Raw genomic sequence first — 15,340 nt, forward strand, 5'->3', positions numbered from 1 at the left:
GAACTGCGCGGGTCCAGGGAGCCGCTGCTCCCTGGGGGAGTGGGGATGGGAGAGGGCGTCGCCCGCTCCCGGTTCGTCCGCTAAACGCCCTAATGCGCCGCGCCTGGGTCGGGAGCCTTGCCCCTGGGCGGCCGGCGCATGATCCACATGGCCCCGCTCAGGCACAGGAAGATGATCATCTGCAGGTGGAAGACGTCCAGGAAAGCCAGAGCCGCGGCCTGCCGCTGCATGAGCCGGTAGAGCGCGGCCATGGCTTCGACGCCCGATTGGACATGCATGCCCAGGCCTTCGAGATACTGGCGCACGCCCTCCACGCCCGAGGTGAAGGCCTGGTTGTAGTAGCCCATGTGCTCGGCCAGGCGCAGGTGGTGGAACTGACCGCGCCTGGCGACCATGGTGGTCACGAAGGCCGTGCCGAAAGAGCCGCCCAGGTTGCGCAGCAGGTTGTACACGGCCGAGGCGTTGTTCATCTCCGTGCGCGGGATGTAGGCCATGGTCAGGAAGGACAGGGGCACGAAGAAGAAAGCCAGTCCCACGCCCTGAAGGTTGCGGCCGGTGATTGCCGTGACCATGCCCATGTCCAGGTTGTAGCCCGACATGTAGTACGAGGACCAGGCGCTGGCCAGCAGGCCGAAGCAGAGCAGGAAGCGCGCGTCGACGCGCTGGGTCAGCTTGCCCACGAATGGCATCAGGGCCAGGGTGATGAGCCCGCCGGGGCTGAGCACCATGCCGGCCTGGAAGGCCGAGTAGCCCATGAGCTCCTGCAGGAACATGGGCAGCAGCACGATGGAGCCGAAGAAGGCGAAAAAGCCGAAAAAAATGACCAGGTTGCCCAAGGCGAAGCTGCGGTCCTTGAACACGCGCAGGTTCACAATGGGGTTTTCGTGATGCCACTCCCAGAAAACGAGCGTGAACAGGCAGACGCCGGCGACCACGCTCAGGGCCAGGATGAAGGACGAGCCGAACCAGTCGTGCTGCTGGCCCAGGTCGAGCACGATCTGCAGGCTACCCAGGCCCAGCACGAGTAGCGCCAGGCCCAGGTAGTCCACGCGCTCGCCTTTTTGCCAGCGCTGTTGGTAGGCCGGATCGCGCACGAAGGACCAGCACATGAATTGCGCCAGCAGACCTATGGGTAAATTGATGTAGAAGATCCAGCGCCAGGACCAGTTGTCCGTCAGCCAGCCGCCCAGGACAGGGCCGAGAATGGGCGCGACGATCACGCCCATGCCGTAGACGCTCAAGGCCAGGCCGCGCTCGTGGGGCGGGAAGGTTTCCAGCAGGATGGCCTGGGACATGGGCTGCATTCCTCCGCCGCCGATGCCCTGCAGGATGCGGAACAGGACCAGCGTGGACAGGCTGCCGGCCATGCCGCACAAAAGCGAGGCCACGGTGAACAAGGCCACGGAGGCCATGAGATAGCGCTTGCGGCCCATGACCTTGGCCAGCCAGCCGCTCATGGGGATGACCACGGCGTTGGCCACGAGATAGGAGGTCAGCACCCAGGTGATCTCCTCCTGGCCGGCCGCCAGGCTGCCCTGCATGTGCCGCAGGGCCACGTTGGCCACGCTGGTGTCCAGGACCTCGATCATGGTCGGGATCATGACGCTGGCCGTGACGAGCCATTTGCCAGCGGCCCCGGCTCCGCCCTCCTGCGCCTGCTGCACCGCTCTACTCCGCCTTGGTCAGGATGGTGGCGATGACGCTCATGCCCATGCGCAACTGCGGCAGTTCGCCCGCCATGGCAAAGTCGATGGCCAGCTTGACCGGGACGCGCTGCACGACCTTAACGTAGTTGCCCGTTGCGTTCTCGGGCGGAAACAGGGAGAAGACCGAGCCAGTGCCGGCCATGATGGATTCCACGCGGCAGGGAATCTTAGCGCCCGGATAGGTATCCACGCTGATCCAGGCCCGTTGGCCCGGCTGCATGTGGGTAAGTTGTGTTTCCTTGAAGTTGGCCGTGACCCAGATATCGCCCTGGCCGAGAGGTACGATGGTCAGGAGCGACTGCCCGGCCGAGATCATGCGGCCCGGCTCTACGGCCTTGCGCGTGACGTAGCCGTCCGCCGGGGATTTGATCTGCACGTACGCCAGATTGAGCTCGGCCTGGCGCAGCTTCGCCTCGGCCAGGGTCACCTGTGCTGCCCGCGCCTCGGCCTCTCGGGCGCGGATGTCGGCCACGTCGCGGCCGGTCCCGGCCAACTCCATTTCGGCTTCCAGGCGCTTGCGGCTCTCGCGCAAGGTCGCTTCCTGGTCGTCCACGGCCTCCAGCCGGGCTTGAGCCGCGGCGACCCTGGCCTGGTTGGTTACGACGCTGGTCCGGGCGTCGTCCAGGGAAGACTGGGATACGACCTGGCTCGCAAGCAGACTCTCATAGCGCATCGAGTCCAGCTTGGCCTTGTCCAGCACGGCCTGGGCTTCCAACAGAGCCTGTCTGGCGGCTTCGCGCGCCTTGGCCAACTCGGCCAGCTGTCGGTTCGTACCGGCGATTTGGGCGCGCAGGCTCGAAACCCTGGACGAGGTTTGGCTGATCTCCAGGGGCACGTTGAGCTGCCCGGCGGCAAGCTGGGCCTGGGCCGAGGCCAGTTCCGCCCTGGCCTGGGCCAGAGCCACCTCGTAATCCGTGGGATCAAGGCGCACGAGCACTTCGCCGGCACGCACCCGCTGATTATCCTGCACCAGAACTTCGGTCACATACCCCGGCACGCGCGAGCTGATCGGATACATGCGGCCATCCACGAAGGCGTCCTCCGTGCTCTGCTTGCCCACGCCGGTCATGTACCACGCTCCGCCGGCCATTAGGGCCACTGTCAGGATCGCCGCGAAAACAATGCGCTTGCGTACCGGCAAGGCGCGCTTGGAACCGTTCTGTTCAGCCATATCCTTCCCGTGCCGAGGCAATGATGTTTCGCCCCATGAATTAGTTGTCTATGCAACTGAATGGCGCGCGAAAATACGTTTCCTGCCTGTCGCGGTCAAGGCCTTGCCATGCCGCTTAACAGCGAGGGCCAAGCCGTACTTGACAATTTCCGGTATCTGAACTTTATTCTCTCAAACGGAGTATGACAGAATGATCGACGGAACAGACTTCAGCATATTGAAGATACTTCAAGACAACGCGCGAACATCCAATGCGGAGATAGCCCGGCAGATAGGCATGGCTCCGTCGGCAATCCTGGAGCGCATCCGCAAGCTGGAGCGCAAGGGCATAATTCAGCGCTATGAAACGCGCATTTCGCCCACGGCCCTGGGCAAGCACCTGACGGCGTTCACGCTCGTGCACACCGAGGAGCCAGTGGGCTCCACAGGCACGGGCGAGGAGCTGGCCAAGATACCCGGCGTGCTGGAAGTCCACTACGTGGCCGGCCAGGATGCCTATTTCGTCAAATCGAGGACGCGCGACCCCGAGCACCTGGCCGAGCTGCTCAAACAGTTCGGCCGCATCAAGGCAATCCGGGATACGCGCACGACCGTTGTTCTCACCACGGTCAAGGAAACCATGAACGTCCCCCTGGAGAGCATGCCAGAAGGAGAGCCCGAGTAATGAATCCGGAAATCGAGAATAAGATCGTTGCCCGAGGCCAGGAGTTCTTCAAGTCCATAGCCGGAGAGGCGCCGTCCATCTTCAGCAAGGGCCATTGGACCGGCAAGGTCATGGACTGGGCCATGAAGAACGAGGATTTCAAGGTCCAGCTATTCCGCTTCGTGGACGTACTGCCCTACCTGAACACGGGCGAATCGCTGCAGCGGCACATCGAGGAGTACTTCGCGGGCAACGACTGCGAAATCCCGGCCGTGCTCAAGTGGGGCGCCGAGAAAAGCGGGCTGTTCGGCGGATTGGCGGCCAAGGTCATGGGCAAGGCCATCCGCGGCAACATCGAGGGCATGGCCAAGCAGTTCATCATCGGCGAGAACTCCAAGGAGGCCATGAAGAGCCTGCGCAAGCTGCGCAAGGACGGCTTCGCCTTCGTGGTGGACTTTCTGGGCGAGGCCACAGTCAGCGAGATCGAGGCCCAGGCCTACCACGACGGTTACATGGAAATCCTCGACGCCATGGCCGCCGAGCAGCACAAGTGGGACTGCCTGGGCAAGTCCAGCAACGGCCAGGACTGGGGACACGCGCCCAAGGTCAACGTGGCCGTGAAGCTTTCGGCCTTCTACTCCCAGGCCAAGCCACAGGACATCCCCGGCTCCGTGGCGGGCATGCTCACGCGCATCGTGCCCATCTACCGCAAGATCAAGGCCATGGGCGGCTTCATGTGCATCGACATGGAGCAGCTCAAATACAAGGAAATGACCATCGAGCTGTTCAAGCAGCTCCGCACCATGGACGAGTTCAAGGACTATCCGCACCTGGGCATCGTCCTGCAGTCCTACCTGCGCGACACGGAAAACGACCTGGACGGCCTGCTGTCCTGGGCCCGCGCCAATTCGCTGCCCATCTCCATCCGCCTGGTAAAGGGCGCTTACTGGGACTTCGAAACGGTTATGGCCAAGCAGTGCGGCTGGGACGTGCCCGTGTGGACCCAGAAGCCCGAGTCCGACATTTGCTATGAGCGTTGCGCGCGCAAGATCCTGGAGAACCATGACATCTGCCACTTCGCCTGCGCCTCGCACAATATCCGCACCTTCTCCTATGTCATGGAGACGGCCCGCGAGCTGAACGTGCCCGACTCGCGCTACGAGTTCCAGGTGCTCTACGGCATGGCCGAGCCGGTGCGCAAAGGCCTCAAGAACGTGGCGGGCCGCGTGCGCCTGTACTGCCCCTACGGCGATCTGCTGCCCGGCATGGCCTATCTGGTGCGCCGCCTGTTGGAGAACACGGCCAACGAGAGCTTCCTGCGCCAGAGCTTCGCCGAGGGCAAGGAGCTGGAGCGGCTGCTGGAGAACCCCGCGCTGACGCTCAAGCGCGAGCAGGAATGCTCGCCCGTCACGCACCCGGCCAAGAGGCCAAGCTACGGCAACCTGCCGCCGTTCAAGAACCATCAGCTCATCGACTTCACCATTCCCGAGGTCCGCGCGGCCTTCCCCAAGGCCATCGCCGAGGCACGCAAGAGCAAGGGCAAGACCTATCCGCTGTATATAAACGGCAAGGACGTGGCCACCCAGGATCGCATGACTTCCACGAACCCGGCCGATCCCGACGAGGTGCTGGGCCAGGTCTGCCAGGCCGGCCGCGCCGAGATCGACATGGCCATTGAGGCCGCTGACAAGGCCTTCCTCTCCTGGCGTGACATGCCGGCCGAGAAGCGCGCCGAGTACCTGGTCAAGGCCGCGGCCATCGCCCGCCGCCGCATCTACGACCTGTGCGCCGTCCAGGTGCTGGAGGTCGGCAAGCAATGGGATCAGGCCTACAACGACGTGGGCGAGGCCATCGACTTCCTGGAGTACTACGCGCGCGAGATGGTGCGCCTGGGCACGCCCCGGCGCATGGGCTTCGAGCCGGGCGAGCACAACCACCTGTTCTATCAGGCCAAGGGAGTGGCTGCGGTCATCGCGCCCTGGAACTTCCCCCTGGCCATCTCCGTGGGCATGGCCTCGGCGGCCATCGTCGCGGGCAATCCCGTGATCTACAAACCTGCCGGCCCGTCCTCCATCGTGGGCTACGGCCTGGTGGAGATCTTCCGCGAGGCCGGCCTGCCCGAGGGCGTGTTCAACTTCTGCCCCGGCCGCAGCTCGGTCATGGGCGACTACCTCATCGAGCACCCCAAGGTCAGCCTCATCGCCTTCACCGGCTCCATGGAAGTCGGTCTGCGCATCCAGGAGAAGGCCGCCAAGGTTCAGCCCGGACAGGCCCAGTGCAAGCGGGTCATCGCCGAGATGGGCGGAAAGAACGCCATCATTGTCGACGACGACGCGGACCTGGACGAGGCCGTGCTCGGGGTGCTCTACTCGGCCTTCGGATTCCAGGGCCAGAAGTGCTCGGCCTGCTCGCGCGTCATCGTGGTCGAGCCCATCTACGAGCGCTTCATCGAGCGCCTGGCGGAGGCCGCCAAGTCCGTGAAGATCGGCCCGGCCGAGGACCCCGCCAACTACATGGGCCCAGTGGTCGGCCCCGCGCAGCAGAAGGACATCCTCAAGTATATCGACATCGCCAAGCAGGAGGGCGAGGTCCTGGTCATGCGCGAGGTGCCGCAGAAGGGCTGCTACGTGCCCATGACCATCGTGGCCGGCATCAGGCCCGAGCACCGCATCGCCCAGGAGGAGATCTTCGGCCCGGTGCTGGCGGTCATGAAGGCCAAGGACTTTGACCAGGCCATCGAGTGGGCCAACGCCTCGCGCTTCGCTCTGACCGGCGGCGTATACTCGCGCAGCCCCAGGCACCTGGAACAGGCCCGGCGCGAGTTCCGCGTCGGCAACCTGTACCTGAACCGCAACTGCGTGGGCGCGCTCGTCGAACGCCAGCCCTTCGGCGGCTTCAAGATGTCGGGCGTGGGCTCCAAGGCCGGCGGCCCGGACTACCTGCTGCAGTTCCTCGACCCGCGCGTGGTCACCGAAAACACCATGCGCCGGGGCTTCACGCCCATCGAGGATGACGACAACTGGGTTTGCTAAAGAGAATTGCGTAAGAATTGGGGAGGGTTTTGCCCTCCCCAAACCCCGCCCACCAGGGCCGACGCGGCCCTGGACCCGCGCAGTTCGTGGGTGGAGTGCTCAAAGCGTATCTGTTAAGATGATTCAGCGTGAGCGGGACCGGGCAACCGGTCCCGCTCTTTTTGGGCCGACAGTCTCCGCGGCTGCCGCTTTTCTAATTCCCCCTCGACCTTTGCCGCGGTATCCAAGGGTAGACGCGAACCGCAAACATAAGGGGACCGCATGAGCATCATTCTCTCCTGGTTGCTTCTGTCGCTGGCCATCGCCATCACCGCCTGGATACTGCCCGGGGTGCGCGTGCGCGGGGCCGGGGCGCTGCTCGCCGCCTCGGCGGTGCTCGGCATCATCAACGCGCTCATCTGGCCGATCCTCTTCTGGATCACCATTCCCATCACCGTGCTGACCCTGGGCATCTTCGCGCTCATTCTGAACGCGCTGCTCGTCATGCTCGCGGCCAAGATAGTGCCGGGCTTCAAGGTGGACAGTTTCTGGTGGGCGATCGCTTTCAGCGTCATCCTGGCCATCATCAACGCCGTCCTGCACGCGATCATTTATTAGCGGGCTATTGAAACCGGCCCGGCTTTTCGGCTACGCAATGCTTGGGCCTTGCCCAAGCATTGCTCGCGGGTGCCCATATCCGGCGGGCTGTCCTTGTCTGCACAGCCTGTTTTCTCGACAGGCTGCCAGGTTGAACCGTCAGGCGTTTGCCCACTGAAAACGCAAGCGCGGCGATTGCGTCCCGCTCAGGTTCGCGGCTGCTCTATTCCGGCAGTCTGATGCGCCGGTACTTGGCCTGGATGAGGCCGTACACGCCGAAGGCGAACAGGCCCAGGGCCAAGATGCCGAACAGAATGCGGCCGTAGGCCTGACCGCGCAGGAAGCCCATGGCCTCGGCCAATCCACCGGCCTGCGACGGGTCGGCCCGCCAGGCCGCGATGATAAGGAAGCCGCCGACGATGGCCATAACCACGGCCCGCGCATAGAGCCCGAGCTTGCAGATGGCGTCGGCCCACGGTAGGGACGCGTAGCCCGGATCGAGGTATTTCCTGTACTTCTCCTTGCGGGCCTTGACGGCCAGGGCTACGCCCGCGCCGACCACGGCCAGTCCCGCCAGGGCCACGAGCCATTTGCCCCAGGGCTGACGCATAAGCGTGGCCGTCCACTCGGCCCTGCCGCCACCGCCGCCACCGCCATTGCCCAAGGCCAGGCTCGCGGCGAACACGGCCAGGCCCGCGTGGGTCACGCCGCTCACAAGCAAGCCTCCGCGCACGGCCAGACCCTTGGCGTCCTTGCCGTGGCGGTCCACGTCCCATACGGCCTGCACGAAGCGCCATGCGGCGTAGCCCAGCAGACCGACTGCGATGACGCCCAGGAGCGCGTCGCCCCTGGGCGTGTCGAGAAGCGTCCGCAGCGCCCCCTTCGTGTCCGTGGTCCTGCCGCCCTGCCCTAACGCAGCGAGCACGGCCAGCCCGCCCACGAGTAGGTAGACCACGCCGCGTGCGGCGTAACCGAGCCGCGAAGCGATCTTCAAGCCAATCCTGCCGTTCTCGTCCATGTCGCCCTACTCTCTCGGTTGCCGATCCTCGCCGCACATGACGCGAGTATCGCACCTTTCCGGACGCGAGGCCCCTACATTCTCGGGACTCAAGCCTAATCAGGAGGCGCGCATGCCCAGGTGCGCAGACGGCCTCGCGCGGACCGAACCCGGCGACCGATATGGCCGTTGCGCTATCGCGAAAATCTCTCTAAGTTCGGCCTGCCGCACGAATAGAGTCTCATGGAGCCCGCGTTCGCCTGCCACTCCAGGCCCGGAGGCTTGCGCCCTGAGCCGCAGGGTACAGCCGCCGCGGCTGTTGGCGGATGAGGGTTCGGGAGAGAGCGGCCTCCTCACCCGATAATCATTGCTCCAATCATCATGAGGATACGTTCATGGAATGGCTCGTCTATCTGGGCGTCGGCGCGGGCGCGGGAATCCTGGCCGGCCTTTTGGGCGTGGGCGGCGGCGTGGTCATCGTGCCGGCGCTCGTTTTCGCCTTCACCGGTCTGGGCTACCCGGCCGAGCACATCATGCACCTGGCCCTGGGCACGTCCCTGGCCAGCATCATGTTCACCTCGATTTCCAGTTTCCGCGCGCACCACAAGCGCGGGGCCGTGCTCTGGAGCGTGGTCAAGGCCATCACGCCAGGCATCATAGTCGGCACCTATGCCGGGTCTTACGTGGCCTCCATGCTCTCCACCGGCTTTCTTAAGGGCTTCTTCGTGGCCTTCCTGTACTGGGTGTCCATCCAGATGCTCCTGAACATCAAGCCCAAGCCCAAGCGCGCCCTGCCCGGCACGCCAGGCATGTTCGCCGCGGGCTCGACCATCGGCGTGGTGTCCAGCCTGGTGGGCATCGGCGGCGGCTCCCTGTCCGTGCCATTCATGACCTTGTGCAATATTCCCATGCACACGGCCGTGGGCACTTCGGCGGCCATAGGCTTCCCCATCGCCGTGGCCGGCGCCGTGGGCTATCTGGTCAACGGCCTGTCGGCCCAGGGCCTGCCGCCCATGAGCATCGGCTACATCTCCATGCCGGCACTCATCGGCGTGGCCGGCATGAGCGTGCTCACCGCGCCCTTGGGAGCCAAGCTGGCCCATGCCCTGCCGGTGGACAAGCTCAAGAAGATCTTCGCCCTGCTGCTCCTCATCACGGCCACGCGCATGCTCGTATCGCTCCTATAGACGGAGCGGCGATGCGGCCAGGAATGGAGCATCTTTTTGTCCATTCCTGGCCGATCTGGCCCGATCTGGCCCGATCTCGATAAGTATGGGTTAATCCGGGTTAATCTGGGCCGCGTCTTTTCCGTTCCTTGACGCCGACGCGAAGATGAATACGGTGTTGGCGAACGGTTCACCCAAGCGACATCCGGAGACCGCTCCGGCACAAGGCACCATGCGACGCACCATCCTAAAATATCCCGACGCCGTCCTGGCGCGGAAGTCCCTTGAGATAGGCGATATAACCGACGAGTTGCGCCAGTTGGCCAAGGACATGGCCGAGACCATGTACACGAACGAAGGCATCGGCCTGGCCGCGCCCCAGGTGGGCGAATGCTGCCGGCTGGTGGTCATCGACATCACCGGCCCGGACAAGCGCGAGGACCTGCGCGTGCTCGTGAATCCAAAGATTACCGCCGCCGAGGGCAAGGTAGTGTCCGAGGAAGGTTGCCTGAGCGTTTCGGGCTACCGCAGCGACGTGGCCCGCTCCGAGAAGGTCACCGTGGAGGCCACGGACCTGGACGGCAAGCCGCTGAGCATCGAGGCCGACGGCCTGCTGGCCGTGTGCCTGCAGCACGAGTTGGACCATCTGGACGGCGTGCTGTTCATCGACCGCATATCCCGACTCAAGCGCTCCCTGTACGACAAGAAGGTCAAGAAGCTGCAGCGCGAAAGGGCCAAGTCGCTCAAAGAGGCCGAGGCAGCGCAGGGAGAAGGCGCATGAGCCTACGCCTGGTGTTCATGGGCACGCCCGAGTTCGCGGCCACCGTGCTCGAACGCGTGCTTCGTTGGGACGGCGGCGAAGTCGTGGCCGTGTACACCCAGCCCGACCGCCCCTGCGGCCGTGGCCAGGTCTGCAAGCCCTCGCCGGTCAAGGAGCTTGCCCTTGCCCGCGATCTGCGCGTGCTGCAGCCCGTGAACTTCAAGGCCGACGCCGACGTGGACGAGCTGAAGGCGCTTGCGCCCGATGTACTCCTGGTCGCCGCCTACGGGCTCATCCTGCCCCAGCGCGTGCTGGACATCCCCATGCACGGGGCCGTCAACGTGCATGCCTCGCTGCTGCCCAAGTACCGTGGTGCCGCGCCCATCCAGCGGGTCATCCTGGCAGGCGAGCACGCCACGGGCATCACCATCATGAAGATGGAAGCCGGCCTGGACAGTGGGCCCATGCTCTTGCAGCGCGCCCTGCGCATCGCGGACTACGACACGGCCCAGTCCATCCATGACGAGCTGGCCGCCATGGGCGGCGACATGCTCGTGGAGGCGCTGGAGCTGTTGTGCCAGGGCAAATTGACCGCCATTCCCCAGGATCACTCCAAAGCCACCTACGCGCCCAAGCTGGAAAAGAAAGAGGGCGAGATCGATTGGGACCAGCCGGCCGAGGATATCCACAACCGCGTGCGGGCCATGCATCCCTGGCCCGGAGCGTTCTTCTCCTGGCGGCGTAACGACGAGTCCGTGCGCCTGGGCATTCAGCCCGGCCGCCTGGGCGGGCCGCTGCCGCCCGAGGCCAAGCCGGGCGAGTTCCTGGGCCTGCAGGACAGCCTGCTGGCCATCGCCTGCCGCGACCGGGCCTACCTCGTGCCGATGCTGCAGCCTCAAGGCAAACGGGCCATGCCCGCCACGGCCTTTGCCTGCGGCTATCTGGGCAACTGCCCCGACCTCGCGAGCGCATGCGCGGAGGCCGGGCAGCCGGACCAGGAAAACGCCCGGAACTGACCGGGCAACCGCACACGCCGCCCCAAGCCCCCATGTCACCCAATGCACATTGCACCGTGGCAACATTGCACGGATTGTGCTAGGTAGTGGCATCGAGGAGTGCCCATGCAGCAAAAAAAACCACTGGACCCCCTGCGCATGCCCGAAATGCCTTCCGACGATGAGATCCAGGCCCGCAAGCGCCTGTTCGTCGGCCTGATCCTGGGCGCGAGCGGTCTGGTCTGCCTGTTTTTCGTGCTCCTGTGGATCGTGCCCTTCGTGGGCCTGAACGCCATCCATCCCTACGCGCCGTGGATCTGGGGTCTGGTCGTGAGCGCCCTGGTCTCGGTTGTCCTATGGGCCTCCCTCGGGCTCGTGCTCAACATCACCACGGGCCGCAGCTTCCCGTTTTTCAAACGCCAGCGCGGCATGACCGTGAAGCTGTTCCTCCCGCTCATGACCTTGCTGGGCCGTGCCCTGGGCATTTCCAAGGAGCGCATCCGCAACTCCTTCATCAAGGTCAACAACGAGCTGGTCCGCTCCGAGGCCAAGACCTACGCACCGCAAGAGGTGCTCCTACTCATGCCCCATTGCCTGCAGAACTCGCGCTGCGACCATCGCCTGACCTATGACATCGACAACTGCGTGCGCTGCGGCAAATGCCCCATCAAGGGATTGCTGGAGCTGCGTGACAAATACGGCGTGCACCTGGCCATCGCCACGGGCGGCACCATCGCCCGGCGCATCGTGGTCCAGAAACGTCCCAGGCTCATTGTGGCCGTGGCCTGCGAACGGGACCTGTCCAGCGGCATCCAAGACACCTTTCCACTACCCGTGTACGGAGTGCTCAACCTGCGGCCCCACGGCCCGTGCCTGGACACCCTGGTGCCTTTTCCGCAACTTGAGCAGGCCCTGCGCCGTTTCCTGGATCCCGCGCAGTTGGCCGAAATCGACGCCGCGGCCAAGTCCAAGCCGGATAAACCATCCAAGCGGTCCAGGCCTGCCAAGTCCGACAAGCCTTCCCGCCCGCTGGACGCGGACAGCGGCCAGATCGACAAGACCGACAAGACCGACGAACACACCACGCCCACCAGCGCCTAGGTATTCATGACAGCGGATCGCATCCCACCGGCACGACGCGCGGCCCTTGAGGCCGTGAGCAAGTCCCTGAACACGTCCACCGACGTCCAGGCCGCCCTGGACACGCAGATCACCGCGCGGCGACTTGCTCCCCGCGACATCGGCCTGGCCACGGAACTGACCTACGGCTACCTGCGCCTCAAGGGCCGCCTGGACGCCCTGCTGGACCATTTCCTGCGCGCTCCAGGCAAGCTGCCCGCCAGGGTCCGCCTCGTTCTCGGACTGGCCGCCTATGAGTTGTCCTACCTGGATCGCGTGCCGGCCTACGCCTCCGTGAACTGGGCCGTGGACGCGGTAAAGGCCGACTTCGGCCAGGGCTTGTCCAAAATGGCCAACGGCGTGCTGCGCTCGGTCGAGCGCCTGGGGGCCGACGCCCTGAACCCGGACTTCTTTCGCCAGGGCAGCCGCGATGAAACCGGCTTCCTCTCGCGCTACTACTCCTGCCCGCGCTGGATCGTGGAGCTGTGGCTGGGCGAGCGGGGCCGGGAGGCCGCCTTGGCGCTGCTCCAGGCTCAAATTGTGCCGCCTGCCGTGGGCCTGCGCGTGAACGCCGCAAAATCCAGCGCACAGGCCTTGCGCGACGAATTGGCCGCCAAGCCCGAATGCCTGTCGGCCAACGGCTGGACCCTGGCCTTTGCGCCCGGTTCGCGTCCCGTGGAGGACAGCGTCCTGACCCAGGGGTTGGTCTCGCGCCAGAGTGCGGCTTCGCAACTTGCCCTGGCGGCTCTGGAGCCTACCGGCTGGCCCACGCCCGTGTGGGACTGCTGCTGCGGACGCGGCGGCAAGGCCTTGTCTTTGATCGAAAAAGGCATAGCGCCCGTATGGGCCAGCGACGTGACCTTCGCGCGGCTGCGCCAGCTCCCGGTCGAGTCCCGCCGCCTGGGCCTGCCCGCTGTGTCCACCTTCCTGGCCCGTGCCGATGCTCCCGCGCCCCTGGCCGCCCAACCCGGCACGGTGCTGGTGGATGCACCCTGCTCTGGTTTGGGCGTGCTCAGCCGCCGGCCCGACAGCAAATGGAAACGCTCGCCCACCGACCTGCCCGGCCTGACCGCCCTGCAGTCCGGCATCCTGGAACATGCCCTCGCAGCCCTGCGCCCCGGCGGCAGGCTGGCCTACATCACCTGCACCGTGAACCGCGCCGAAAACGAGGAGCGAATCGAGATGCTGCTGCGCGAGCATAGCGGCGCGCGGCTCCTGCTTTCCGGCGCTTCGCCCCTGGATTGGCCGCTTGGCGAGTTCTTCTTCCACGCCCTGATCGCCAGGAGCTGATTTCTCCGTAACGGCTTCCGTCTCATATTATACGGAATGCTTCTTGCTGCCTCACGCTTTTAAAGCAGCTCAATGCAAGGATTGCCTGCCGTGGAACGCCTGCGCATCTGTCTCGTCTCGCCCTATGCCCTGCAAAAACCTCTTGAAGCCCTGGGCCATGAGGTGCTCGCGCTGCACCCAAAGCCCGGCATCCTGGACATCGCCGCCGAGTTGGCGCGCAAGCGCTTTGCTCCCGACCTGCTCGTGCAGGTCGAGACGCTCGGGCCGCGCGTGGTGCTCACCGGCCTTCCTGCCCTGCGCTGCCCCAAGCTCTTCTGGTCCGTCGATACGCACCTGAACCTGTTCTGGCACCGCCACTATATACGACTGTTCGACGGCGCATTGACCACCCAGCCGCATCTGGTCGAGGAGCTGGCCGCCCAGGGCGTTCCGGCCTTCTGGCTGCCTTGGCACGGGCTGGAACGGGCCTGGAGACCTTGGGGCTCGCGTGATCTGGGCGTGCATTTCATCGGCCGCATGACCGAGCATCGTCCCGCGCGGACCTGGATGATCCAGCATCTGACCGCGCGCTTCGACGCCAGCCATCAAGCCGACCTGTCCTATGCGGACATGCTCGACACATACGACCGCGCGCGCATCGCGCCCAACGAGGCCATCTGCGGCGAGATCAACTTCCGGCTTTTCGAGACCGCCTCCTGCGGCTGCGCCGCGGTCACACCCGACACCGGCCCCGGCCTTGCGGAGCTGTTCGCGCCCGAGCGCGAGATGCTCGTCTTCACCGACGTGCTGGAGCTGGACGAGCGCATCGGTTTTCTGCTGCGCAACCCCACCAAGGCCGAGCGCATGGCCAGAGCCGGCTGGGAACGCGTGCAGATCTGCCACCTGCCGCAACATCGCGCAGCCAGGCTGCTGGAACTGGCCGCCGGACTTCCGGCAGGCACGCGCGAGCCCGGCCGCGACGAAGAGGCCATGGCCTTGACCCTGCACACCCTGGCCAGGGATGGCATCCTGAACTTGCGGGCCGATGTGCTGAACGCCCTGCTGGCTCCCCTGGAGCAAACCCCTGCCGTACTCCAGGCCCGCTTTCAGCTGGCCGCCGAGCATCTGGGACCGGCCGCCGTGCGCGCCCTGGCTGGCATCGTACTGGCCAAGGCCGGCGCTGTAGAGCCCGAGGTGCTCTGCGCCGGCTCCATGGCTGCCGAATTCCTGGGCGAGCACGAGCTGGCCTTGAGCCTGTGGCATCGCCGGCTGCTGGACATGGGCAAACAGGACGCGGCGCGTCTGCCGAAATCGCCGGATCCGGCAGGCTTGGCCAAGGCCTGGGCGGCCGAGCTGACCCGCCTGGGCCATTGCATGGAGCCTGGCTTCCGCTTCGCCCTGGAGCGCCATACGCCGTCAACGGCCCATCACTGTCTGCTGCTGGCCCTCAAACACGACGTCCGGGACCTGGAGGCCACACGCAACCTGGAAATGCTCCTGGGGCGCGAACGCGGCACCGAGGCCAGCCGGCTCAGCCTGCTCTCCCACTTGTGCCTGCATCAGCCCCGCGACTGGCGGCTGGGCCTGCGGCTCGCTCTGCTCAACCTCAAGGTCCATCGCCATGGGCCAGGTCTGGAAGAACTGTGCGCCGCGCAGGCCGCCGCCCGATCTCAAGGCTCCGAAGATCGCTTCCTGCGCATGCTGGCCGGCCTGGACTCCTCGGGCCGGGCCCTGAAGCTCCTGCTTACCGCGCAGGCCGCAGGCAGTCGGGAACTCCAAGGCAATAAAGCAGATTGCTTTTAAGACGCCCCCTCCGGCGTTGACGGCGCAAGTGAATTGCGCCTACGCCTACGCGGCGGCAAGCCATGCCGACGCATGGCTTGCAGAGCATTTTCAAAAGCAAAAT

12 protein-coding genes are annotated in these 15,340 nt (G+C 65.3%); 9 read left to right on the plus strand and 3 right to left on the minus strand.

Annotated features, from left to right (window positions below; translation table 11 throughout):
• Positions 1-89 precede the first annotated feature (89 nt).
• Complete coding sequence (locus H585_RS0106420) at positions 90-1,601, minus strand: DHA2 family efflux MFS transporter permease subunit (protein WP_051182971.1); 1,512 nt, start codon at positions 1,599-1,601, stop codon at positions 90-92.
• 67 nt (positions 1,602-1,668) lie between these two features.
• Positions 1,669-2,877 carry an HlyD family secretion protein gene (locus tag H585_RS0106425; RefSeq protein WP_027367218.1) on the minus strand — a complete coding sequence of 403 codons (1,209 nt, stop codon included), beginning with the start codon at positions 2,875-2,877 and terminating at the stop codon, positions 1,669-1,671.
• 190 nt (positions 2,878-3,067) lie between these two features.
• On the opposite strand from H585_RS0106425, the gene H585_RS0106430 reads away from it, so the two are divergent.
• The 3 genes from H585_RS0106430 to H585_RS0106440 all read left to right on the plus strand — a co-directional run bounded on the left by H585_RS0106430 (position 3,068) and on the right by H585_RS0106440 (position 7,149).
• Positions 3,068-3,541 carry an Lrp/AsnC family transcriptional regulator gene (locus H585_RS0106430; protein ID WP_014259647.1) on the plus strand — a complete coding sequence of 158 codons (474 nt, stop codon included), beginning with the start codon at positions 3,068-3,070 and terminating at the stop codon, positions 3,539-3,541.
• Positions 3,541-6,552, plus strand: coding sequence for an L-glutamate gamma-semialdehyde dehydrogenase (gene pruA / locus H585_RS0106435; protein WP_027367219.1), 3,012 nt, complete (start codon positions 3,541-3,543; stop codon positions 6,550-6,552). Before H585_RS0106430 ends, pruA begins: the two co-directional genes overlap by 1 nt.
• Before the next feature lie 261 nt (positions 6,553-6,813).
• The gene (locus tag H585_RS0106440) at positions 6,814-7,149 is read left to right on the plus strand and encodes a phage holin family protein (RefSeq protein ID WP_014259645.1); all 336 of its coding nucleotides are present in this window, start codon (positions 6,814-6,816) and stop codon (positions 7,147-7,149) included.
• A gap of 202 nt (positions 7,150-7,351) precedes the next feature.
• On the opposite strand, the gene H585_RS0106445 is transcribed toward H585_RS0106440, so the two are convergent.
• On the minus strand, positions 7,352-8,146 hold the full coding sequence (locus tag H585_RS0106445) for a DUF1206 domain-containing protein (RefSeq protein WP_027367220.1): 795 nt from the start codon (positions 8,144-8,146) through the stop codon (positions 7,352-7,354).
• A gap of 374 nt (positions 8,147-8,520) precedes the next feature.
• Here H585_RS0106445 and H585_RS0106450 point away from each other — a divergent pair, with 374 nt between their 5' ends.
• The 6 genes from H585_RS0106450 (at position 8,521) to H585_RS0106475 (ending at position 15,237) form a co-directional block, all read left to right on the plus strand.
• Positions 8,521-9,312 carry a sulfite exporter TauE/SafE family protein gene (locus H585_RS0106450; RefSeq protein ID WP_027367221.1) on the plus strand — a complete coding sequence of 264 codons (792 nt, stop codon included), beginning with the start codon at positions 8,521-8,523 and terminating at the stop codon, positions 9,310-9,312.
• Positions 9,313-9,523: 211 nt separating this feature from the next.
• Positions 9,524-10,072 (plus strand): peptide deformylase, encoded by a 549-nt coding sequence (def, locus tag H585_RS0106455; RefSeq protein ID WP_027367222.1) that lies wholly within the window; start codon positions 9,524-9,526, stop codon positions 10,070-10,072.
• Positions 10,069-11,067, plus strand: coding sequence for a methionyl-tRNA formyltransferase (gene fmt, locus H585_RS0106460; protein ID WP_027367223.1), 999 nt, complete (start codon positions 10,069-10,071; stop codon positions 11,065-11,067). Before def ends, fmt begins: the two co-directional genes overlap by 4 nt.
• Before the next feature lie 105 nt (positions 11,068-11,172).
• Positions 11,173-12,147, plus strand: a complete 975-nt coding sequence (locus tag H585_RS0106465) for a DUF116 domain-containing protein (protein ID WP_027367224.1) — start codon at positions 11,173-11,175, stop codon at positions 12,145-12,147.
• Between the two features lie 6 nt (positions 12,148-12,153).
• Complete coding sequence (locus H585_RS0106470) at positions 12,154-13,455, plus strand: transcription antitermination factor NusB (RefSeq protein WP_027367225.1); 1,302 nt, start codon at positions 12,154-12,156, stop codon at positions 13,453-13,455.
• Between the two features lie 90 nt (positions 13,456-13,545).
• Positions 13,546-15,237 carry a glycosyltransferase family protein gene (locus H585_RS0106475; protein WP_027367226.1) on the plus strand — a complete coding sequence of 564 codons (1,692 nt, stop codon included), beginning with the start codon at positions 13,546-13,548 and terminating at the stop codon, positions 15,235-15,237.
• The last annotated feature ends 103 nt before the right edge of the window (positions 15,238-15,340 follow it).

The sequence above is a fragment of the Desulfocurvibacter africanus subsp. africanus DSM 2603 genome (assembly GCF_000422545.1).
Lineage (GTDB): Bacteria > Desulfobacterota > Desulfovibrionia > Desulfovibrionales > Desulfovibrionaceae > Desulfocurvibacter > Desulfocurvibacter africanus.

What these genes read in the sequence shown, in the direction of transcription:
- H585_RS0106420 (WP_051182971.1), bottom strand. Translation starts at nt 1,601, where the DNA reads ATGATCCCGACCATGATCGAGGTCCTGGACACCAGCGTGGCCAACGTG.
- H585_RS0106425 (WP_027367218.1), bottom strand. Translation starts at nt 2,877, where the DNA reads ATGGCTGAACAGAACGGTTCCAAGCGCGCCTTGCCGGTACGCAAGCGC.
- H585_RS0106430 (WP_014259647.1), top strand. Translation starts at nt 3,068, where the DNA reads ATGATCGACGGAACAGACTTCAGCATATTGAAGATACTTCAAGACAAC.
- pruA (WP_027367219.1), top strand. Translation starts at nt 3,541, where the DNA reads ATGAATCCGGAAATCGAGAATAAGATCGTTGCCCGAGGCCAGGAGTTC.
- H585_RS0106440 (WP_014259645.1), top strand. Translation starts at nt 6,814, where the DNA reads ATGAGCATCATTCTCTCCTGGTTGCTTCTGTCGCTGGCCATCGCCATC.
- H585_RS0106445 (WP_027367220.1), bottom strand. Translation starts at nt 8,146, where the DNA reads ATGGACGAGAACGGCAGGATTGGCTTGAAGATCGCTTCGCGGCTCGGT.
- H585_RS0106450 (WP_027367221.1), top strand. Translation starts at nt 8,521, where the DNA reads ATGGAATGGCTCGTCTATCTGGGCGTCGGCGCGGGCGCGGGAATCCTG.
- def (WP_027367222.1), top strand. Translation starts at nt 9,524, where the DNA reads ATGCGACGCACCATCCTAAAATATCCCGACGCCGTCCTGGCGCGGAAG.
- fmt (WP_027367223.1), top strand. Translation starts at nt 10,069, where the DNA reads ATGAGCCTACGCCTGGTGTTCATGGGCACGCCCGAGTTCGCGGCCACC.
- H585_RS0106465 (WP_027367224.1), top strand. Translation starts at nt 11,173, where the DNA reads ATGCAGCAAAAAAAACCACTGGACCCCCTGCGCATGCCCGAAATGCCT.
- H585_RS0106470 (WP_027367225.1), top strand. Translation starts at nt 12,154, where the DNA reads ATGACAGCGGATCGCATCCCACCGGCACGACGCGCGGCCCTTGAGGCC.